The sequence below is a fragment of the Brevibacillus dissolubilis genome (genome assembly GCF_006170445.1).
Taxonomy (GTDB): Bacteria; Bacillota; Bacilli; order Brevibacillales; family Brevibacillaceae; genus Brevibacillus_B; species Brevibacillus_B dissolubilis.
In genome coordinates, this window is record NZ_VCNA01000018.1 from 15,497 (window position 1) to 35,790 (window position 20,294).

The 20,294-nt window shown below is 47.5% G+C and carries 34 protein-coding genes; 1 reads left to right on the plus strand and 33 read right to left on the minus strand.

What is annotated here, in order from left to right:
• Positions 1–98 precede the first annotated feature (98 nt).
• The 30 genes from rplQ to rpsJ form a co-directional block, all read right to left on the minus strand.
• The gene (gene rplQ, locus FGI41_RS23655; RefSeq protein WP_139492771.1) at positions 99–461 is read right to left on the minus strand and encodes a 50S ribosomal protein L17; all 363 of its coding nucleotides are present in this window, start codon (positions 459–461) and stop codon (positions 99–101) included.
• A 43-nt stretch (positions 462–504) separates the two neighbouring features.
• Positions 505–1,449 carry a DNA-directed RNA polymerase subunit alpha gene (locus tag FGI41_RS23660; protein ID WP_139492772.1) on the minus strand — a complete coding sequence of 315 codons (945 nt, stop codon included), beginning with the start codon at positions 1,447–1,449 and terminating at the stop codon, positions 505–507.
• 162 nt (positions 1,450–1,611) lie between these two features.
• On the minus strand, positions 1,612–2,013 hold the full coding sequence (gene rpsK, locus FGI41_RS23665; protein WP_139492773.1) for a 30S ribosomal protein S11: 402 nt from the start codon (positions 2,011–2,013) through the stop codon (positions 1,612–1,614).
• An 18-nt stretch (positions 2,014–2,031) separates the two neighbouring features.
• Positions 2,032–2,400, minus strand: coding sequence for a 30S ribosomal protein S13 (gene rpsM, locus FGI41_RS23670; RefSeq protein WP_139492774.1), 369 nt, complete (start codon positions 2,398–2,400; stop codon positions 2,032–2,034).
• A 24-nt stretch (positions 2,401–2,424) separates the two neighbouring features.
• Positions 2,425–2,538 (minus strand): 50S ribosomal protein L36, encoded by a 114-nt coding sequence (gene rpmJ / locus FGI41_RS23675; protein WP_021296640.1) that lies wholly within the window; start codon positions 2,536–2,538, stop codon positions 2,425–2,427.
• Between the two features lie 34 nt (positions 2,539–2,572).
• Entirely contained in the window at positions 2,573–2,791 is a 219-nt protein-coding gene (gene infA / locus FGI41_RS23680; RefSeq protein WP_003333772.1) for a translation initiation factor IF-1, read from the minus strand.
• A gap of 129 nt (positions 2,792–2,920) precedes the next feature.
• Positions 2,921–3,667 (minus strand): type I methionyl aminopeptidase, encoded by a 747-nt coding sequence (gene map / locus FGI41_RS23685; RefSeq protein ID WP_139492775.1) that lies wholly within the window; start codon positions 3,665–3,667, stop codon positions 2,921–2,923.
• 6 nt (positions 3,668–3,673) lie between these two features.
• Positions 3,674–4,318 (minus strand): adenylate kinase, encoded by a 645-nt coding sequence (locus FGI41_RS23690; RefSeq protein ID WP_139492776.1) that lies wholly within the window; start codon positions 4,316–4,318, stop codon positions 3,674–3,676.
• 96 nt (positions 4,319–4,414) lie between these two features.
• Complete coding sequence (gene secY / locus FGI41_RS23695; protein ID WP_139492777.1) at positions 4,415–5,713, minus strand: preprotein translocase subunit SecY; 1,299 nt, start codon at positions 5,711–5,713, stop codon at positions 4,415–4,417.
• Entirely contained in the window at positions 5,713–6,153 is a 441-nt protein-coding gene (gene rplO, locus FGI41_RS23700) for a 50S ribosomal protein L15 (RefSeq protein ID WP_139492778.1), read from the minus strand. The genes secY and rplO overlap by 1 nt, the downstream gene beginning before the upstream one ends.
• Positions 6,154–6,185: 32 nt before the next feature.
• Complete coding sequence (rpmD, locus tag FGI41_RS23705) at positions 6,186–6,374, minus strand: 50S ribosomal protein L30 (RefSeq protein ID WP_139492779.1); 189 nt, start codon at positions 6,372–6,374, stop codon at positions 6,186–6,188.
• A gap of 13 nt (positions 6,375–6,387) precedes the next feature.
• Entirely contained in the window at positions 6,388–6,885 is a 498-nt protein-coding gene (rpsE, locus tag FGI41_RS23710; protein WP_139492780.1) for a 30S ribosomal protein S5, read from the minus strand.
• Between the two features lie 26 nt (positions 6,886–6,911).
• A complete protein-coding gene (gene rplR, locus FGI41_RS23715; protein WP_139492781.1) occupies positions 6,912–7,274 on the minus strand; it encodes a 50S ribosomal protein L18 in 363 nt (120 codons plus the stop codon).
• Between the two features lie 34 nt (positions 7,275–7,308).
• Complete coding sequence (gene rplF, locus FGI41_RS23720; RefSeq protein WP_139492782.1) at positions 7,309–7,845, minus strand: 50S ribosomal protein L6; 537 nt, start codon at positions 7,843–7,845, stop codon at positions 7,309–7,311.
• Between the two features lie 30 nt (positions 7,846–7,875).
• Positions 7,876–8,274, minus strand: coding sequence for a 30S ribosomal protein S8 (gene rpsH, locus FGI41_RS23725; RefSeq protein WP_139492783.1), 399 nt, complete (start codon positions 8,272–8,274; stop codon positions 7,876–7,878).
• A 26-nt stretch (positions 8,275–8,300) separates the two neighbouring features.
• Positions 8,301–8,486 carry a type Z 30S ribosomal protein S14 gene (locus tag FGI41_RS23730; RefSeq protein WP_139492784.1) on the minus strand — a complete coding sequence of 62 codons (186 nt, stop codon included), beginning with the start codon at positions 8,484–8,486 and terminating at the stop codon, positions 8,301–8,303.
• 24 nt (positions 8,487–8,510) lie between these two features.
• The gene (gene rplE, locus FGI41_RS23735) at positions 8,511–9,053 is read right to left on the minus strand and encodes a 50S ribosomal protein L5 (protein WP_139492785.1); all 543 of its coding nucleotides are present in this window, start codon (positions 9,051–9,053) and stop codon (positions 8,511–8,513) included.
• A 26-nt stretch (positions 9,054–9,079) separates the two neighbouring features.
• Positions 9,080–9,394, minus strand: coding sequence for a 50S ribosomal protein L24 (gene rplX / locus FGI41_RS23740; protein WP_139492786.1), 315 nt, complete (start codon positions 9,392–9,394; stop codon positions 9,080–9,082).
• A gap of 45 nt (positions 9,395–9,439) precedes the next feature.
• On the minus strand, positions 9,440–9,808 hold the full coding sequence (rplN, locus tag FGI41_RS23745) for a 50S ribosomal protein L14 (protein WP_139492787.1): 369 nt from the start codon (positions 9,806–9,808) through the stop codon (positions 9,440–9,442).
• Between the two features lie 48 nt (positions 9,809–9,856).
• Positions 9,857–10,123: a 30S ribosomal protein S17 gene (rpsQ, locus tag FGI41_RS23750; RefSeq protein ID WP_139492788.1), complete on the minus strand. Its 267-nt coding sequence runs from the start codon at positions 10,121–10,123 to the stop codon at positions 9,857–9,859.
• A 21-nt stretch (positions 10,124–10,144) separates the two neighbouring features.
• Complete coding sequence (gene rpmC, locus FGI41_RS23755) at positions 10,145–10,342, minus strand: 50S ribosomal protein L29 (RefSeq protein WP_139492789.1); 198 nt, start codon at positions 10,340–10,342, stop codon at positions 10,145–10,147.
• On the minus strand, positions 10,332–10,766 hold the full coding sequence (gene rplP, locus FGI41_RS23760; protein WP_139492790.1) for a 50S ribosomal protein L16: 435 nt from the start codon (positions 10,764–10,766) through the stop codon (positions 10,332–10,334). The genes rpmC and rplP overlap by 11 nt, the downstream gene beginning before the upstream one ends.
• 2 nt (positions 10,767–10,768) lie before the next feature.
• Positions 10,769–11,431, minus strand: a complete 663-nt coding sequence (gene rpsC / locus FGI41_RS23765; protein ID WP_139492791.1) for a 30S ribosomal protein S3 — start codon at positions 11,429–11,431, stop codon at positions 10,769–10,771.
• A 13-nt stretch (positions 11,432–11,444) separates the two neighbouring features.
• Positions 11,445–11,777 carry a 50S ribosomal protein L22 gene (rplV, locus tag FGI41_RS23770; protein ID WP_139492792.1) on the minus strand — a complete coding sequence of 111 codons (333 nt, stop codon included), beginning with the start codon at positions 11,775–11,777 and terminating at the stop codon, positions 11,445–11,447.
• Between the two features lie 30 nt (positions 11,778–11,807).
• Positions 11,808–12,089, minus strand: a complete 282-nt coding sequence (rpsS, locus tag FGI41_RS23775) for a 30S ribosomal protein S19 (protein ID WP_139492793.1) — start codon at positions 12,087–12,089, stop codon at positions 11,808–11,810.
• A 45-nt stretch (positions 12,090–12,134) separates the two neighbouring features.
• Positions 12,135–12,965, minus strand: coding sequence for a 50S ribosomal protein L2 (rplB, locus tag FGI41_RS23780; protein ID WP_139492794.1), 831 nt, complete (start codon positions 12,963–12,965; stop codon positions 12,135–12,137).
• Between the two features lie 32 nt (positions 12,966–12,997).
• Complete coding sequence (gene rplW / locus FGI41_RS23785; RefSeq protein WP_139492795.1) at positions 12,998–13,288, minus strand: 50S ribosomal protein L23; 291 nt, start codon at positions 13,286–13,288, stop codon at positions 12,998–13,000.
• Positions 13,288–13,911 (minus strand): 50S ribosomal protein L4, encoded by a 624-nt coding sequence (rplD, locus tag FGI41_RS23790; protein ID WP_139492796.1) that lies wholly within the window; start codon positions 13,909–13,911, stop codon positions 13,288–13,290. The genes rplW and rplD overlap by 1 nt, the downstream gene beginning before the upstream one ends.
• Before the next feature lie 17 nt (positions 13,912–13,928).
• Positions 13,929–14,558 carry a 50S ribosomal protein L3 gene (gene rplC / locus FGI41_RS23795; protein WP_139492797.1) on the minus strand — a complete coding sequence of 210 codons (630 nt, stop codon included), beginning with the start codon at positions 14,556–14,558 and terminating at the stop codon, positions 13,929–13,931.
• Between the two features lie 150 nt (positions 14,559–14,708).
• On the minus strand, positions 14,709–15,017 hold the full coding sequence (gene rpsJ / locus FGI41_RS23800; RefSeq protein ID WP_003333796.1) for a 30S ribosomal protein S10: 309 nt from the start codon (positions 15,015–15,017) through the stop codon (positions 14,709–14,711).
• Between the two features lie 300 nt (positions 15,018–15,317).
• Between rpsJ and FGI41_RS23805 the strand changes: the two genes are divergently transcribed.
• Positions 15,318–15,719 carry a globin domain-containing protein gene (locus FGI41_RS23805; protein WP_139492798.1) on the plus strand — a complete coding sequence of 134 codons (402 nt, stop codon included), beginning with the start codon at positions 15,318–15,320 and terminating at the stop codon, positions 15,717–15,719.
• A gap of 50 nt (positions 15,720–15,769) precedes the next feature.
• Here FGI41_RS23805 and FGI41_RS23810 read toward each other — a convergent pair whose 3' ends face one another.
• The 3 genes from FGI41_RS23810 to fusA all read right to left on the minus strand — a co-directional run bounded on the left by FGI41_RS23810 (position 15,770) and on the right by fusA (position 20,288).
• Positions 15,770–16,717, minus strand: coding sequence for a DMT family transporter (locus FGI41_RS23810; protein WP_176560418.1), 948 nt, complete (start codon positions 16,715–16,717; stop codon positions 15,770–15,772).
• A 168-nt stretch (positions 16,718–16,885) separates the two neighbouring features.
• The gene (gene tuf / locus FGI41_RS23815) at positions 16,886–18,076 is read right to left on the minus strand and encodes an elongation factor Tu (protein ID WP_139492799.1); all 1,191 of its coding nucleotides are present in this window, start codon (positions 18,074–18,076) and stop codon (positions 16,886–16,888) included.
• A 133-nt stretch (positions 18,077–18,209) separates the two neighbouring features.
• Positions 18,210–20,288: an elongation factor G gene (gene fusA / locus FGI41_RS23820; protein ID WP_139492800.1), complete on the minus strand. Its 2,079-nt coding sequence runs from the start codon at positions 20,286–20,288 to the stop codon at positions 18,210–18,212.
• Between the last annotated feature and the right edge of the window lie 6 nt (positions 20,289–20,294).

The window sequence follows — 20,294 nt, forward strand, 5'->3', positions numbered from 1 at the left end:
GATACTCACTTCCCCCGCATGAAAAAACAAAAAAGGGTATGAATCAGAATCTGGTTTACACCAGACTCTGCCCTCACCCTTTCTCTAGCTACAAAGCACTATTCAACTAATTCAAGATACGCCATTGGTGCTGCGTCGCCGCGGCGAGGACCAACTTTGAGGATACGGGTGTATCCACCATTACGCTCTTTGAAGCGTGGTGCGATTACATCGAATAGTTTTTGAACTGCGTCTTGACCGTCTGCAGTTGCTACCTCTTTACGAACAAAAGCAGCTACTTGACGGCGAGCATGCAGATCGCCACGTTTTGCGAGCGTAACCATTTTCTCTGCGATAGAGCGAACTTCTTTCGCTTTTGTCTCAGTAGTTTCGATACGCTCATTAATGATCAAATCCGTTACCAAGTCGCGGAACAGTGCCTTACGAGCTGAGGAACGGCGACCCAACTTACGGTATGCCATGTTAGTACCTCCTTCATGAAGATACTGCAGGAGCATCTGTCTCTTAGTCTTCTTGACGGAGAGACAGACCAAGTTCTTGCAGTTTCTCTTGAACTTCTTCCAAAGATTTACGTCCCAAGTTACGAACTTTCATCATGTCCTCTTCGGACTTTTGGGTTAACTCTTGAACCGTGTTGATACCAGCACGTTTCAAGCAGTTATAAGAGCGTACAGAAAGATCAAGTTCCTCGATCGTCATCTCAAGAACTTTTTCTTTTTTGTCTTCCTCTTTTTCAACCATGATTTCTGCATCTTTCGCTTCGTCAGTAAGACCAACGAACAGGTTAAGATGCTCCGTCATGATCTTGGCGCCAAGGCTTACCGCCTCTTCTGGGCGGATGCTGCCGTTCGTCCATACTTCCAGAGTCAATTTGTCGTAGTTGGTCATTTGACCAACACGCGTGTTCTCTACTTGGTAGTTCACACGTTTGATTGGAGTGTAGATCGAATCGATTGCAATTACGCCAATTGGCATGTCCTCAGATTTGTTACCTTCAGCTTGAACATATCCACGACCACGTCCGGCTGTCATTCGGATGTGCAAACGACCACCAGCCGCCAAGGTAGCAATGTGCAGATCGGGGTTTAAGATCTCCACGTCGCTATCAGCACGGATATCTCCTGCCTTTACAGGGCCTTCGCCTTCAGCGTCAATCTCGAGAACCTTTTCTTCATCGGAGTGGATCTTCAGAGCCAGACCCTTGATGTTGAGAATGATTTCGGTGACGTCCTCTACGACTCCCTCGACCGTCGAAAACTCGTGCAAGACACCATCAATTTGCACGGTTGTGACTGCTGCGCCAGGCAAAGAGGATAAAAGTATCCGTCTGAGTGAGTTGCCTAGAGTTGTACCGTAACCACGCTCAAGGGGCTCAACAACGAATTTACCATAGGTATTATCGTCGTTAACTTCCACAACCTCGATTCTTGGTTTTTCTATTTCTATCATGTAAACAAACCCTCCTTCAAAACGTCGAAAATTCCCGATGGGCTTGTGCAAGCCCACCAGTGGAATTTCCCTTCGGCGGTTTACCGTTGTGCGTGCATGTCAAGCCGAAAAGCAGAATCTACCATTTCTAATATGGACAAGTTCTGAACTTTATAAACCCGATTACACGCGGCGACGTTTTGGTGGACGGCAGCCGTTGTGCGGGATTGGTGTAACATCTTTAATCATGTTGACTTCCAAACCAGCAGCTTGCAGAGAACGGATCGCAGCTTCACGACCTGCACCTGGGCCTTTTACCAGTACTTCCAAGGAACGCATACCGTGTTCCATTGCTGTGCGGGCAGCCGTTTCAGCAGCCATTTGCGCAGCAAACGGAGTGCTTTTACGGGAACCACGGAAGCCGAGGGCACCAGCACTGGACCAAGAAATTGCGTTGCCATGTGGGTCAGTGATCGTAACAATCGTGTTGTTAAAAGTAGAACGGATGTGAGCTATACCGACTTCTACATTTTTTCTGTCACGACGACGAGTACGTGTAGTGGCAGCTTGTTTTCTTTTAGCCATGTCTTAATTTACCCTCCTTTACTTCTTCTTACCAGCTACTGTACGACGAGGACCTTTACGCGTACGAGCATTGGTTTTAGTACGTTGACCGCGAACTGGAAGACCACGGCGATGGCGGATACCACGGAAGCAGCCGATTTCCATCAGACGTTTGATGTTCAAAGAAATCTCACGGCGAAGGTCACCTTCAACCTTGATGTTCTTGTCGATGAATTCACGAAGTTTGTTTACTTCGTCTTCTGTAAGGTCGCGTACACGAGTGTTCACGTCGATACCGGTTTCAGCCAGAATGCGTTGAGAAGTAGAACGACCGATACCGAAAATGTAGGTCAGAGCGATTTCCGCGCGTTTTTCACGAGGCAAGTCTACGCCTGCAATACGAGCCATGCTTAAGAAGCACCTCCTTGGGGATTAACCCTGTCTTTGCTTATGTTTTGGATTTTCACAAATAACCATTACGTTACCTTTGCGACGAATCACTTTGCATTTCTCGCAAATCGGTTTAACCGATGGTCTGACTTTCATGGTTTTTGCCTCCCTTTTCTAGGGGTTGAGTTCGTTATTTGTAACGGTACGTAATACGACCGCGAGTCAAATCGTAGGGTGACAGTTCGACCGTTACTTTGTCACCTGGAAGAATCCGAATGAAGTGCATGCGGATCTTACCAGAAACGTGAGCCAGTACCTTATGTCCGTTTTCAAGTTCTACTCGAAACATCGCATTTGGTAGTGGTTCGATGACGGTACCTTCTACCTCAATAACATCGTCCTTGGCCATGAGATCTCTCCTTTACTGTTTCTCCAGTCATTCATGAGTAGGTAAACTTCATTACATGAATCAAGCCACTTTCCTCGGTTAGAAACTTATCGTCCACACGTTGAACGACAATCTCGATATACACGTTGTTTAGGGTCTCGTTAAGATCTCATACCCATCTTCTGTAATCGCGATGGTGTGTTCATAGTGCGCGCACTTTTTCCCATCTACTGTTACGACCGTCCAATTGTCCTCCAACGTGCGGACATAACGTTCGCCAGCATTCACCATCGGTTCAATCGCCAGAACCATACCAGGTTTCAAACGCGGTCCTCTACCGGGAGGTCCGTAGTTTGGAATCTGCGGGTCTTCATGCAAGCTTTTCCCAATACCGTGCCCGACATACTCACGAACAATCGTGAAGCCGTGAGCTTCGGTATAGACTTGGATTTCATGTGAGATATCAGAGAGACGCCCACCAGGGATGGCTTTCTCCAAACCCTTGTATAACGATTCTTCTGTGACCTTCATTAAGCGCTGATCTTCTTCAGATATCTTGCCGACAGCGTACGTCCATGCGGAGTCACCGTGGTAACCCTGAAACTGGGCGCCAATGTCGAGACTAATGATATCTCCATCTTGTAATGTGCGTTTTCCTGGTATCCCATGTACGAGTTCCTCGTTGACCGAAGCACAGACACTGCCGGAGAATCCGCCATAGCCTTTAAACGATGGAATCGCACCTTTGCTGCGAATAAAGGTTTCGGCCACCTCATCTAGCTCTTTGGTCGTCACACCAGGTTTTACATGCTTAGCCAACTCTTCATGAGTCAATGCGACGATGCGTCCAGCTTCACGCATAATCTCGAGTTCAGCCTTCGACTTTAAAATGATCATTAGCGCTTACCCTCTCAACAGAGACGCAATTTGTTCGAATACGACTTCGATGTCTTGCTCACCGTTAATGGTGCGGAGCAAACCTTGACCATCATAGTAATCTACGAGCAGTTGGGTTTGTGCAATGTTAACATCAAGGCGTTGCGTAACAACTTCTGCCTTGTCATCGTCACGTTGGTAGAGCTCTGAACCGTCTTTATCGCAGATCCCTTCCACTTTTGGTGGATTGAATACGGTGTGATAGCTCGCACCGCAGGTCTTGCAGATCCAGCGACCAGTGAGTCGTTCAACCAACACTTCACGGCGTACGTCAATGTTGATTACGTGCTCCAGCTCGCGACCAAGTTCTTTGAGTGTGGCAGAAAGTGCTTCAGCTTGAGGAACCGTGCGCGGAAAACCATCAAGAAGGAAGCCCTTAGCGCAATCGTCTTTGGAGAGACGATCACGGACAATCCCGATTACGATTTCATCTGGAACCAGAAGACCTTTGTCCATGTAAGACTTCGCTTCAAGACCGAGCTCAGTCTCTTCTTTTACCGCAGCGCGGAACATGTCGCCGGTTGAAATGTGCGGGATGTCAAAAGTAGCTACAATACGTTCAGCTTGTGTGCCTTTACCTGCACCAGGCAGACCCATCAAAATTATATTCACGTTTCATTCCCCTCCGTCCAATAGAACACCAGATCTCTTCCACTTCTACGCTTATGGATAGAAGCGGAAGCTATCTTTCTCTGTAATTTCGCCCGACTATTTAATGAAGCCTTCGTAGTGACGCTTAATCATTTGGCTTTCGATCTGTTTCATTGTATCCAGTACGACACCGATCAGGATCAAAAGGGAAGTACCCCCGATGTAGATCGATTGTGGCAGCTGCGCAATCGCACTGAAGAAGAATGGCATAATCGAAATAAATGTAAGGAATAGAGCACCAGCTAACGTGAGGCGGTTCAAAGTACGAGTGATATATACTTCGGTGTTTTTACCAGGACGGATTCCAGGAATGTAACCGCCGTTTTTTCTCATATTCTCGGACATCTGTGCAGGATTAACCTGAACAAACGTGTAGAAATAAGTGAATCCAATGATCAGGAATGCGTACAAGGTCATACCGAGTGGTGCATTCACTTGAAAATTGTTATAGATCCAAGTAGCGATGCCCGTGCCTTGCGGGTTAACCCAGAAGCTTGCGATCGTCGATGGGAACATAACCAGCGAGACGGAGAAGATTACAGGGATAACACCAGCAGAGTTAATTTTGAGTGGGATGTGAGTGGATTGACCACCCGTCATCTTACGGCCGACTACCCGTTTCGCGTATTGTACCGGTATCTTACGAATACCCTGCTGCATGAAGATAACTCCAACAATCAGCGCTACAATGACGAGGAACACACCGATCAATTTCAGGATTCCGAAGAACACTTGGTTATTCGCATCACCGAATTGGGTTTGGATAATCGTCGTAATACCGTTTGGAACCGCAGCAACGATACCTGCCATGATGATCAAGGAAATACCGTTACCGATTCCTTTTTCCGTGATCTGCTCACCAAGCCACATCAGGAATGCCGTACCCGCTGTCAGCGTCAAAGCGATCAACGCGTAGCTGGACCAAGATGTGTCCGAGACCAGCCCCGGATACATACGGTTAAATCCAATGGTCATCCCAATGGATTGAATGAAGCCCAATACAATCGTACCATATCGGGTTAGTTGTGCAATTTTACGGCGGCCAACTTCGCCTTCCTTCGACCATTGGGTGAACTTCGGAACCACATCCATGGATAGAAGCTGCATGATGATCGATGCCGTGATGTACGGCATGATCCCCATCGCAAACACGGAAAAGTTCTGAAGCGCTCCACCGGAGAAGGTGTTCAGAAACCCAAGAAAGTTGCTTTGAGCACTTTGTTGGAGAATCTCAACGTTTACGTTTGGAACCGGAACGTGAGTCCCAATTCGGAAGACGACGAGCATCAAGAGGGTGAAAACCACCTTCCGACGCAAGTCGCCTACTTTAAATATGTTAGAGAGACCTCTAAACATTAGATCACCTCAGTGGTTCCACCGACTTGAGCGATCTTCTCAACAGCTGTGTTGGAGAACTTGTGAGCCTTTACTGTAAGTTTAACTGTAAGTTCGCCGTTGGCCAGGACTTTTACGCCGTCACGGATCGCGCTGATTACGCCTGTCTCTTTGAGAAGCTCAGGTGTTACAACAGTACCTTCTTCGAAACGGTTCAATGCATCAAGGCTAACGATTGCGTATTCCTTACGGTTGATGTTGTTGAAGCCACGCTTAGGAAGACGACGATAGAGTGGGTTTTGACCACCCTCGAAGCCTGGGCGTACACCACCGCCGGAACGAGCGTTTTGACCTTTATGACCTTTACCAGAGGTTTTACCAAGGCCGCTACCAATACCGCGACCAAGACGTTTGCGCACGTGGCGGGAACCTTCTGCTGGTTTCAGTTCATGCAATTTCATACGTTGCACCTCCTTACGTGAAAAATCTTATCTTAAGCTTCCACTTCTTGTACTTCTACAAGGTGTTTTACTTTAAAAATCATACCACGGATCGCATCGTTGTCCGTTTTCACCACTGTTTGGCGGATTTTACGGAGACCGAGTGCTTCCACAGTTGCTTTTTGGTCTTGTGGACGACCAATCAAGCTGCGTTTGAGGGTGATTTGCAGTTGCTTTGCCATGTTCATTCCCTCCTTAACCTAACAATTCGTCAACGGTTTTGCCGCGAAGTTTCGCAACATCTTCCGCTGTTTTCAGGCGGCTAAGGCCTTCCAGCGTAGCGTTGACCATGTTGATTGGGTTGTTAGAACCCAGGGATTTGGACAGTACGTCGCCTACACCAGCAAGTTCGAGTACCGCACGTACAGGACCGCCGGCGATAACACCCGTACCTTCAGAAGCAGGCTTGATCAGTACGCGGCCAGAACCGAAGTGGCAGAGAACTTCGTGTGGAACGGTAGTACCTTTGAGAGGTACACGGATCAATTTTTTCTTAGCATCGTCGATTGCTTTACGGATTGCGTCTGGTACTTCTTGGGCTTTACCCATACCAGCGCCAACATGACCATTGCGGTCACCGACAACAACCAGAGCGCTGAAGCTCATACGACGACCACCTTTAACCGTTTTAGCTACACGGTTAACAGCGACGACTTTTTCTTCTAGCTCCAATTTGCTAGGGTCGATACGCATTCTTTTCCCTCCTTGTTTCTTCGTCTCTAGAATTGCAGACCAGCTTCACGAGCTGCTTCAGCGAGTGCTTTTACACGGCCATGATAGAGGTAACCACCACGGTCAAACACGATTTCTTCGAGACCTTTTTCTTTCGCACGATTTGCAACCAAAGTACCAACAGCAGCTGCTGCTTCGATGTTGGAACCAGAGGTCAAGCCGAGTTCTTTATCCATAGAAGATGCAGATACGATTGTAGTACCTGTAGCATCATCAATCAATTGAGCGTAGATGTGTTTGGAAGAACGGAACACGTTCAGGCGCGGGCGCAGAGCAGTTCCTGCAATGCGGTTACGGATGCGAAGGTGACGTTTTTTCCGAGCTTTATTTTTATCGCCTTTCGTAAACATTTACGCGGCCTCCTTTCTAAAAGGACTATGAAGCTTACTTACCTTTTTTACCTTCTTTACGACGAACAACTTCATCGCTGTACTTGATACCTTTACCTTTGTACGGCTCAGGTTTACGATAGGAGCGGATTTCAGCAGCAACTTGGCCTACGCGCTCTTTATCGATCCCTTTAACGATCAAGGTAGTTTGGTTTGGAATCTCGAGTTCGATACCAGCTTCAGGAGTAACCTCTACTGGGTGAGAGAAACCAAGGGAAAGAGTTGCACCGTTGCCGTTTTTAGCAACACGGTAACCTACACCCACGAGTTCGAGTGTGCGGGTAAAACCAGCGGATACGCCAGTAACCATGTTTGCAATCAGGGCACGAGTTGTACCGTGAAGGGAACGGTGAAGTTTATTGTCAGATGGACGTCCAACATTGATCTCGTTTTCGGAGATTTCAATTGTAATATCCGAGTGGAAATTACGAACGAGAGTACCCTTAGAGCCAGTTACAGTCAACTCAGTACCGTTCAGAGTTACTGTAACGCCTGCAGGGATTGTAATCGGTTTTCTACCGACACGTGACATGTCTTGCACCTCCAGTGCGTAAATCTGTTATTACCAAACGTATGCGAGTACTTCGCCACCAACGTGAGATTGACGAGCTTGCTTGTCAGTCATCAGACCGTTGGATGTAGACAGGATTGCGATACCAAGGCCACCGAGTACACGTGGTACTTCGTTGTTTTTCGCGTAAACGCGAAGACCAGGTTTGCTGATGCGTTTCAGACCAGTGATAACGCGCTCATTGCCAGTACCGTATTTGAGGAACAGGCGGATTACGCCTTGCTTGTTATCATCGATGAATTCTGCATCACGGATGAAACCCTCTTCTTTAAGGATACGAGCGATTTCTTTTTTGATGTTAGATGCAGGGATTTCTACTTTCTCGTGACGAACCAGGTTCGCATTGCGAATACGAGTAAGCATATCTGCAATTGGGTCAGTCATAACCATGAGAAATAACCTCCTTCCCTTCTATATTACCAAGATGCTTTCTTCACGCCAGGAATTTGACCTTTGTAAGCCAATTCACGGAAGCAAATACGGCACAGTTTAAATTTGCGTAATACAGAGTGCGGACGACCGCAACGTTCGCAACGAGTGTAAGCTTGAACTTTAAACTTCGGCTGACGCTGTTGCTTCACGATCATTGATTTCTTTGCCACAATGTTCCCTCCTTACGATAGGGTTTATTTACGGAATGGCATGCCCATGAGGGTCAACAATTCACGTGCTTCTTCGTCGGTTTTAGCAGAAGTAACAACTACGATGTCCATACCACGAATCTTGTCGATTTTATCGTACTCGATCTCTGGGAAGATAAGTTGTTCCTTCAGACCGAGAGTGTAGTTACCACGACCATCGAAAGCCTTGGAAGAGATACCACGGAAGTCACGTACACGTGGGAGAGATACGTTCATCAATTTATCGAGGAATTGATACATACGCTCACCGCGGAGAGTAACTTTTGCACCGATTGGCATACCTTCACGCAGCTTGAAACCTGCGATGGATTTTTTAGAACGAGTCACCACTGGCTTTTGACCAGAGATAAGTTGAAGATCTTCGACAGCAGTATCAAGAGCTTTCGCGTTTTGAACCGCTTCACCAACACCCATGTTGATGATGATCTTTTCTACTTTAGGAACCTGCATCACAGAGGAGTAGTTGAACTTGGACATGAGAGCAGGAACGATTTCACTAGTGTACTTTTCTTTCAATCTAGTCGCCATCTAGGACAACCTCCTTTCCGACCTGACTACTTGTCGAGAGTTTCGCCAGATTTTTTTGCGTAACGAACTTTTTTACCGGACTCCAGTACTTTATAACCAATGCGGGTTGGTTTACCAGATTTCGGATCAACGTGAGATACGTTGGAAACATGGATTGGCGCTTCTTGTGTGATAATGCCGCCTTGTGGGTTTGCTTGGGAAGGACGAGCATGTTTCTTCACGAGATTAATGCCTTCTACCAACACACGATCATTTTTCGGATATGCGGCAAGTACGAGACCTTTTTTGCCTTTGTCTTTGCCCGCAGTAACGATAACGGTATCGCCTTTTTTCACGTGCATCGCTTGGTGCACCTCCTATCGAACAAACTGCTTACTGTATATCGATTAGATAACCTCAGGAGCCAGAGAGATAATCTTCATAAAGTCTTTTTCACGGAGTTCACGAGCTACCGGTCCAAAGATACGAGTTCCACGTGGGGACTTATCTTCTTTGATGATAACCGCTGCGTTCTCATCGAAACGGATGTAAGAACCATCGTTACGACGGGAACCGCTAACGCTGCGAACGATAACCGCTTTAACTACTTGACCTTTCTTGACAACGCCGCCGGGTGTAGCGGATTTGACAGAGCAAACGATGATATCGCCGATGTTAGCTGTTTTACGGCCGGAACCGCCCAAAACCTTGATGCACATCAGTTCTTTCGCACCAGAGTTATCAGCCACAGCAAGTCTGGATTGGGTTTGGATCATTCTGAGTCACTCCCTTCGGATTTATTAAACGATCCGAGTCTACATCTATTAAAGGATAACAGCCTCTTTAACGATTTTCACAAGGCGGAAGCGCTTATCTTTGGAAAGTGGACGAGTTTCCATGATTTCCACGATATCGCCGATTTTCGCTGTGTTGTTCTCGTCATGAGCTTTGAACTTTTTGGAGTACTTAACGCGTTTGCCATACAGAGTGTGCTTCTTGTAGGTTTCTACGAGTACAACGATGGTTTTGTCCATCTTGTCAGAAACGACACGACCTTGCACGGTTCTGCGGAGATTGCGTTGTTCGGTCATCGTTTGGACCTCCTTCCTTTATTAGCCGATTCCCAATTCACGTTGGCGCAGGATGGTCTTCGCGCGTGCGATATCCTTACGCACTTGCTTAATACGAGCCGTGTTATCCAATTGGCCAGTAGCCAGTTGGAAACGAAGGTTAAACAATTCTTCCTTGAGGGAAGAGATATTTTGTTCGATCTCGGCAGTGGTAAGATTAAGGATCTCATTAGCCTTCATGTGCGTCACCACCCGTTTCTTCACGCTTCACAAACTTACATTTGATAGGAAGTTTGTGCATAGCAAGGCGCATTGCCTCACGCGCTACTTCTTCAGATACACCAGCAAGTTCAAACATAACTTTGCCTGGCTTTACTACAGCAACCCAGTGTTCAGGAGAACCTTTACCGGAACCCATACGCACTTCGAGAGGCTTTTGGGTGATTGGTTTGTCTGGGAAGATTTTGATCCATACTTTACCGCCACGCTTGATGTAACGGGTCATCGCAATACGAGCTGCCTCGATTTGACGGTTGGTTACCCAAGATGGCTCAAGAGCTTGCAGACCGAATTCACCGAAAGCTACGGTTGTACCGCCTTTCGCGTTACCGGTCATGGAGCCGCGGTGTTGTCTACGCCATTTTACGCGTTTTGGAGTCAACATCGTTATTTGCCTCCTTCCTCAGTAGCTACGTTCTTACGAGCTGGAAGAACTTCGCCACGATAGATCCATACTTTTACGCCGATGCGACCATAAGTGGTGTGCGCTTCAGCTGTACCGTAGTCGATGTCCGCACGGAGAGTGTGGAGTGGAACGGTACCTTCGCTGTAACCTTCGGAACGAGCGATATCTGCGCCGCCAAGACGACCGCTAACGAGGGTTTTGATACCCTTAGCGCCTGCACGGAGAGTGCGGGAGATCGTTTGCTTTTGAGCACGACGGAAAGAGATACGGTTCTCGAGTTGACGAGCGATGTTTTCAGCTACCAGAGTAGCGTCGAGATCTGGCTTCTTGATCTCGTTGATGTTGATGTGTACACGCTTGCCTGTCATTTCGGAAAGAGTTTTGCGAAGTACTTCTACTTCAGCGCCACCTTTACCGATAACCATACCAGGTTTCGCAGTGTGGATAGTTACGTTAACGCGGTTTGCTGCGCGTTCGATTTCGATGGTGGAAACCGCTGCATCTTTCAAACGGCCTTTAATGTACTTACGGATACGAAGGTCTTCGTGCAACAAAGATGCGAAATCTTTGTCAGCGTACCAACGGGATTCCCAGTCACGGATAACGCCAATACGGAGACCAACCGGACTTACCTTTTGACCCACACGTTTTCCCTCCTTATTTTTCGTTTAGTACCACTGTGATGTGGCTAGTGCGTTTATGAATACGGCTTGCACGGCCCATAGCGCGCGGGCGGAAGCGTTTCAAAGTTGGACCTTGGTCCACGAATACCTGTCCTACAACCAGATTCTCAAGATCCATGTTGTAGTTATGCTCCGCATTCGCGATAGCGGATTTGAGGAGTTTCTCCACTACTGGAGAAGCTGCTTTCGGAGTGTGCTTGAGGATCGCGATCGCTTCGCCGATCTTCTTACCACGAATCAAATCTACTACCAAGCGAACTTTACGAGGAGCGATGCGGATATTTCTAGCAATAGCTTTAGATTCCATCATTGTGCCTCCTCTCTATGAAGAGAAAAATTAACGTCTCTTGGATTTCTTATCGTTGTCGACGTGACCCTTGAAGGTACGAGTCGGCGCAAATTCACCAAGCTTGTGACCAACCATGTCCTCAGTCACATAAACAGGTACGTGTTTGCGACCATCGTATACTGCAAGCGTATGACCAACGAAGTCAGGGAAAATAGTAGAACGGCGAGACCAAGTTTTTACAACTTTCTTCTCGTTTTTCTCGTTCAACTCAAGCACCTTTTTCATCAGGTGGTCATCAATGAAAGGGCCTTTTTTCAAGCTGCGTCCCATAAGTGAACCTCCCTTCGCCAGAGGCGTTCGGTTATTGTTTCATCCTTACTTCTTACGACGACGGATGATGTATTTATTGCTCTTGTTTTTCTTCTTGCGGGTTTTGAGACCAAGAGTTGGTTTACCCCAAGGAGTAACAGGTGCTTTACGACCGATTGGCGCGCGACCTTCACCACCACCGTGTGGGTGATCGTTAGGGTTCATTACGCTACCGCGAACTGTTGGACGGATACCCATCCAGCGGGAACGGCCTGCTTTACCAATGTTGATCAATTCGTGATCGAGGTTACCTACTTGACCGATGGTAGCGCGGCATTCTTTGTGGATGCGGCGGGTTTCACCAGAACCAAGACGTACGATTACGAACTCACCATCACGACCGAGAAGCTGTGCGGAACCACCAGCTGCACGTACGAGTTGTCCACCTTTACCAGGTTTAAGCTCGATGTTGTGAATGGTTGTACCTACTGGGATGTTTTCGAGTGGCAGAGCGTTACCGGTTTTGATGTCAGAATCTGCACCAGAAACGATTTGATCGCCTACTTTAAGTCCCAGTGGAGCGAGGATGTAGCGTTTTTCACCGTCAGCGTAGTTGATCAGAGCGATGTTAGCTGTACGGTTTGGATCGTACTCGATAGAAGCAACGCGACCGATGATGCCGTCTTTGTTGCGTTTGAAGTCGATGATACGATATTTACGCTTGTGACCGCCACCTTGATGACGAACGGTAATTTTACCTTGGCTGTTACGGCCAGCTCGTTTGTTAAGTGGAGCTAAGAGAGATTTCTCCGGGGTGGAGGTTGTGATCTCTTCGAAGGTAGAAACCGTCATTTGGCGACGACCAGGAGAAGTTGGTTTAAACTTTTTGATACCCATGTACATTTCCCTCCTTATGTGAGTCGTCGAGCTTACACGCCCTCAAAGAATTCGAGATCTTTAGAGTCAGCGGTGAGTTTTACGATTGCTTTTTTCCATTCGGAAGTGTAACCAGCGTATTTGCCGTAGCGTTTAGGTTTCGCAGCAACACGGATCGTGTTTACTTTGTCAACTTTTACGCCGAAGACTTTTTCTACAGCCAGTTTGATTTCGGTTTTGTTAGCTTTGAGAGGTACTTCGAAAACGTACTTCTTCTCAGCCATCATATCAGTGGTGCGCTCGGTAATGACAGGGCGCTTGATTACATCGTGAAGGCTCTTCATTATGCGAGCACCTCCTCTACTTTAGCTACCGCATCTTTAGTAACGATCACTTTGTCGTGTTTTACGAGGTCGAGAACGTTGATGCCTGCTGCGTCAACGATTTTCGCGCCAGCGATGTTACGAGCGGAAAGAGCTACGTTTTGGTCATAATCTGCAGTCACGATCAGAACTTTACGGTCTACGTTGAGGCCAGTCAGAACGGACTTCATTTCTTTTGTTTTTGGAGCGTTGAAGTTCAGCGCTTCAAGAACGAGCAGTTCGTTGTTTTGCACTTTAGAAGTGAGTGCAGACAAGAGAGCCAGACGACGAACTTTTCTGTTGAGTTTGTAACCGTATTTGCGTGGGGTAGGACCGAATACTACGCCGCCGCCTTTCCATTGTGGAGAGCGGATAGAACCTTGACGAGCGCGACCAGTACCTTTTTGGCGCCATGGTTTGCGACCACCACCGCGTACTTCAGAACGGTTCTTAACGTCGTGAGTACCTTGACGAAGGGAAGCTTGTTGCATCACGATTGCATCGTAGAGTACCGCGTTGTTAACTTCGATACCGAACACGCTGTCCGCCAGGTCAATTTCACCCACTTGAGCACCAGTTTGGTTATAAAGAGCTACTTTTGGCATGTCAGTTCCTCCTTTCCTTAGTTACTTTTGACAGCCGCACGAACGACTACGTAGCTGTTTTTTGGTCCAGGGATGGAACCTTTAACGAGGATCAGGTTACGCTCAGCGTCAACCTTAACAACTTCGAGGTTTTGGATGGTTACGTTGTCGCCACCCATTTGACCAGGGAGTGTTTGACCTTTAAATACACGGTTAGGAGCGATCGCACCCATAGAACCTGGGCCACGATGGTAGCGGGAACCGTGAGCCATTGGACCGCGGGATTGGTTGTGGCGCTTGATAGCACCTTGGAAACCTTTACCTTTAGTCACGCCGGAGACGTCAACAACCTCTCCTTCGGCAAACAGATCAGCTTTAAGCTCTTGACCAACCTCGTATTGACCGAGGGTTACGTTGCGAATTTCGCGAATGAAGCGCTTAGGAGCAGTGTTTGCTTTCGCAGCGATACCTTTTTCAGGCTTGTTCGCGCGGTGTTCTTTTTTATCGTCGAAGCCGATTTGGATTGCTTCATAGCCATCGCTCTCAGCATCTTTCTTTTGAAGAACTACGCAAGGACCTGCTTGGATAACTGTAACTGGGACTGCAACACCTGTGCTAGTAAACACTTGAGTCATCCCGAGTTTTTTACCTAAGATTCCTTTGGTCATTTGTGCCACCTCCTGTAACATATTTCAATTTCAAAAATGACCTTTTGTTGTATCAAGTCCCCGACATGTTGAGGGGTGCCGTTAAGGGAAAAGCTTTATTTATCAGTCACACCAAGACAACGCTTGCGTGTGTATCACTTCTTTGCTTAATTAGAGCTTGATCTCGATGTCAACGCCGGATGGAAGATCCAAACGCATCAGAGCATCCACGGTTTGTGGAGTTGGATTCAAGATGTCGATCAAACGTTTGTGTGTACGCATCTCGAACTGCTCACGAGAATCCTTGTATTTGTGCACCGCACGAAGGATTGTGTAAACTGCTTTCTCAGTAGGAAGTGGAATCGGACCAGATACATTAGCACCGGAACGTTTCGCTGTTTCTACGATTTTTTCAGCAGATTGATCGAGAATTTTGTGATCGTACGCCTTGAGTCGGATACGGATCTTTTGTTTTGCCATTGTAGTCCCTCCTTTTTCGCCCATTTTTATAACGGACATTTCTCCGTGGAAATATCCTGCACCCCGACTATGGCAAAGGAACCGGGTGTGTCAGCAACCTCCCACATCATCGCAAGTCCATGACCAACATTCAATATTATACTAAAATCATATGGGCTTTGCAAGTTCTTTTTTCAATTGATTTTAGTCGTCCAGATATTAAATCAGGCCACTCGTAATATATTAACCTTTTATGCGCTATATTTCAATTGGAAATGACTTATAATAGAGAAGAAAGATAATTTAGAAAAGGAGACTACCATGACTCAACCAAATCTAACCCCTTATGAGATCATCGGCGGTGCTGAAACCTTGCAGCGTCTCGTTGATGTATTCTATAACTTAGTCGCCCGCCATCCTGATCTGGCTCCGATCTTCCCGGAGGACCTGACTGAGACGAAACGCAAGCAACTGATGTTTCTGACTCAATTCCTCGGTGGCCCTACTCTCTATAATGATGAGTTCGGTCATCCGATGCTGCGTGCGCGTCATATGCCGTTCCCTATCGCACCTAAGCAAGCGGAGGCTTGGTTATCCTGCATGAACAAGGCGATGGACACCGTCGGGCTTGAGGGCGAGCTGAGAGAGGCTATCTTCGACCGTCTCCGTATGACGGCACATCATATGGTTAATAAGTGGGAACAACCAGAAGAAAAGGCGTAGATCTCAGTCTACGCCTTTTTTCTATCTTCTATTCTTATATGGAGGTTCTTTTAACTCTGAATGTTCTTTTGAGCAGGTACTGTCGGAATGGCTGGTGCTATATTTGGCTGCTTACCCTTTTGGGAACCGAGATAGACTCCAAGCACTATCAGGACAAAAGCGATACCGTGCAGGATCTGCAGTTCCTCTCCCAACAGGACCGCGGCGAAGATCAGACTGGCTAATGGCATCCCATTCATAAATACAGCCGTTCTGCTGGCCCCCAGCTGCCCAATGCCATAGTTCCATCCCAGTGTGCCAAGACCGGTGGCTAGGATCCCTGATGTACAGATGACCAACCAGGTAAATGGACGAGTATCAATAGAAGTAAAAACTTCACCCGGGTAGGATAAGGCCGCCGTGATCCACAGTACAACCGCAGCAATGCCGTGGGAATAGGCTGTGACGGTCAGTGCCGGTATGTCCTGTGAAGTTGCTTTTCGTACAATCAGACCGCCAAATACGTACATGAGCATCGAAGCGAAGATGAGAATATCCCCCCAGCTGCCGGAGCTGAGTCCTCCGCTATTCCTTGTAGCGACGACCAGCAGTACTCCGCCAAATCCAAGTACGACCCCTACACCTTTTCGTAGTGTCAGTTTCTCACCTAATAGCGGTACAGCCAGCAGGGCAGTCGTCAGCGGGTTGAGCGTAAGAATCAATGAGGTATTCCCTGCAGTGGTCTCCTTAACACCCCAAGCCAGCAGGATTTGGTGCAGGGTAATGGAGGTGAGTGCTACCCCGGAGATATAAAACCATGCTTTGGGTGTGATCTTCGTTTTCCCTTGTTTCCAGACAATAATCGGGATCAGTACAAGAGCAGCGATCGACATCCGGATTGCCGCAATCAGTATCGGTGGGAAAAAGGAAAGGTACTTGACCATGACCACATTCAGTCCCCAAATGGTGATGACCAGCGTCAGTATCAGATATATCCACTTTTCTTTATTGGCAGGCATGATTCCCCTTCTCTCTATCCAGTCAAAAGCTATGATGTATTGTACCATGAGCCAAGCTATTCGATTATTGAAGCTTTTTGATAAGCATGATCGAAACTTTTCATAAAAGGCAAAAGACCCGACAGCAACATACTGTCGGGTCTTTCTATAAGCCGGTTAGGGCTAAAATTATTCTACGATAGTCGCAACGATACCAGCGCCTACTGTACGGCCACCTTCACGGATCGCGAAACGAGTACCTTGTTCCATCGCTACAGGAGCGATGAGTTCAACGGTGAACTCAGTGTTATCGCCAGGCATAACCATTTCTACGCCTTCTGGAAGTTGGATGATACCAGTTACGTCAGTTGTACGGAAATAGAATTGTGGGCGGTAGTTAGCGAAGAAAGGAGTGTGACGGCCACCCTCATCTTTGGAGAGAACGTAAACTTCAGCTTTGAACTTGGTGTAAGGTTTTACGGAACCTGGTTTTGCGAGACATTGGCCACGCTCGATGTCTTTACGCTCAACACCACGGAGGAGTGCACCGATGTTGTCACCAGCTTGTGCTTGGTCGAGAAGCTTACGGAACATCTCTACACCAGTTACGGTAGTAGTGCGAGTTTCTTCAGCAAGACCTACGATTTCGCATTGGTCACCAACTTTGATGATACCGCGCTCTACACGACCAGTAGCAACAGTACCACGGCCAGTGATAGTGAACACGTCCTCAACTGGCATCAAGAAAGGCTTGTCAGTTGCGCGCTCAGGAGTTGGGATGTAGGAGTCAACAGCGTCCATGAGTTCAACGATTTTCGCTGCCCAATCGCCGTTTGGATTATCAAGAGCTTCTTTAGCAGAACCTTTGATAACTGGGATATCGTCGCCAGGGAACTCATAAGTAGAGAGGAGATCACGGATTTCCATCTCAACGAGTTCGAGAAGCTCTTCATCGTCAACCATGTCGCATTTGTTCATGAATACAACGATGTAAGGTACGCCTACTTGGCGGGAGAGAAGGATGTGCTCACGAGTTTGTGGCATTGGACCGTCAGCAGCAGATACTACGAGGATCGCGCCGTCCATTTGAGCAGCACCAGTGATCATGTTTTTAACATAGTCCGCGTGACCTGGGCAGTCTACGTGAGCGTAGTGACGAGTGTCAGTTTCGTACTCAACGTGTGCGGTGTTGATAGTGATACCACGCTCGCGCTCTTCTGGAGCAGCGTCGATGCTACCGTAGTCCATAGCTTGTGCTTGGCCTTTAGTAGCAAGTACAGTTGTGATAGCAGCTGTAAGAGTGGTTTTACCGTGGTCAACGTGACCGATAGTACCGATGTTAACGTGTGGCTTATTACGTTCAAATTTTGCTTTAGCCATGAGAAATGAATCCTCCTTAAATGGTTAAAAGGTTTTAAGTATAGGGAAAGAAAGGCCTACATCACGTAGGTTGGGTTTCCAACTCATATTGTAAACCTTTCTTGGGTTAAGATAAAGGGACTTATGTGAAGAATTATTCGCCTTTAGACTTCTTAACGATTTCTTCAGCAATGTTGCGTGGTACTTCTTCGTAGTGGTCGATCACCATGGAGTATTGACCACGACCTTGAGTACGGGAACGGAGAGTAGTGGAGTAACCAAACATCTCGCTGAGTGGTACCATTGCACGGATTACTTGTGCATTTGCACGAGCTTCCATACCTTCGATACGACCACGACGGGAGTTGATGTCACCCATTACGTCGCCCATGTACTCTTCTGGTACAGTGACTTCTACTTTCATGATTGGCTCGAGGAGAACTGCGCCACATTTCTTCGCAGCTTCTTTAAGAGCCAAGGAACCAGCTACTTTAAACGCCATCTCGGAAGAGTCGACATCATGGTAGCTACCGTCTACGACAACAGCTTTGATGTCAACCAGCGGGAAGCCAGCGAGAACACCATTTTTCATGGATTCTTCGATACCAGCTTGTACTGCCGGGATGTATTCTCTTGGGATAGAACCACCGACGGTTTTGTTTTCGAACTCGAAACCTTTACCTGGCTCGAGTGGAGAGAATTCAACCACACAATGGCCGTACTGACCGCGACCACCAGATTGGCGAACGAATTTACCGTCAACTTTCGCAGCGTTGCGGAAAGTCTCACGGTATGCTACCTGAGGAGCACCTACGTTAGCTTCAACCTTGAATTCGCGTTTCATACGGTCTACGATGATCTCCAAGTGGAGCTCACCCATACCAGAGATGATGGTTTGACCAGTTTCTTCGTCAGTGTGCGTACGGAACGTTGGGTCTTCTTCAGACAGTTTGGAGAGGGCGATACCCATCTTGTCTTGGTCTGCTTTGGACTTAGGTTCGATCGCAACGTCGATAACTGGCTCTGGGAATGTCATGGACTCAAGGATTACTGGGGATTTCTCATCACAGAGAGTGTCACCAGTAGTAGTATCTTTGAGACCTACCGCAGCAGCGATATCACCGGAGTAAACCACTGGGATCTCTTCACGGGAGTTCGCGTGCATTTGGAGGATACGGCCTACACGTTCACGTTTACCCTTCGTAGAGTTGAGAACGTAAGAACCGGAAGAAAGGGTACCGGAGTAAACGCGGAAGAATGTAAGTTTACCAACATACGGGTCAGTCATGATCTTGAAGGCAAGAGCAGAGAACGGAACTGTATCGTCGGATTCACGTACGGTTTCTTCGTCGCTATCTGGAAGAGTACCTTTGATTGCTGGTACGTCAATTGGAGCTGGCAGATAAGCAACTACCGCGTCAAGCATAGGTTGTACACCTTTGTTTTTGTAAGAAGAACCGCAAAGAACTGGAACAATCGTAGTCGCGATGGTACCTTTACGGATAGCAGCTTTGATCTCATCAGTAGTGAGTTCTTCGCCTTCCAGGTATTTCATCATGAGCTCTTCATCTTGTTCAGCCGCTGCTTCTACCAGAGCAAGGCGAAGTTCTTCACACTTGTCTTTGAGTTCAGCAGGGATTTCAGTTGCGTCGGAAGTCTTACCCAGGTCGTCAGTATAGATGATTGCTTGCATTTCAACAAGGTCAACCATACCGAGGAACTTGTCTTCAGCACCGATTGGGTACTGAATCGCTACAGGGTTAGCACCGAGGCGGTTTTTGATTTGATCTACGCACATATCGAAGTTAGCACCGATGATGTCCATCTTGTTAACGTAGCAGATACGTGGTACGCCGTAACGGTCAGCTTGACGCCAAACAGTTTCGGATTGTGGTTCTACGCCACCTTTTGCGTCGAAAACGCAAACAGAACCATCGAGTACGCGAAGGGAACGTTCTACTTCAACAGTGAAGTCTACGTGACCTGGTGTGTCGATGATGTTGATACGGTGACCGTTCCACTGAGCAGTGGTAGCAGCAGAAGTGATCGTGATACCACGTTCTTGTTCCTGCTCCATCCAGTCCATAGTAGCAGCACCTTCATGTACTTCACCGATCTTATGTACACGACCGGTGTAGAACAGAATGCGCTCCGTAGTTGTCGTTTTACCAGCATCGATGTGAGCCATGATACCGATATTACGCGTATTCGCTAGTGAGAATTCGCGAGCCATTAGGTC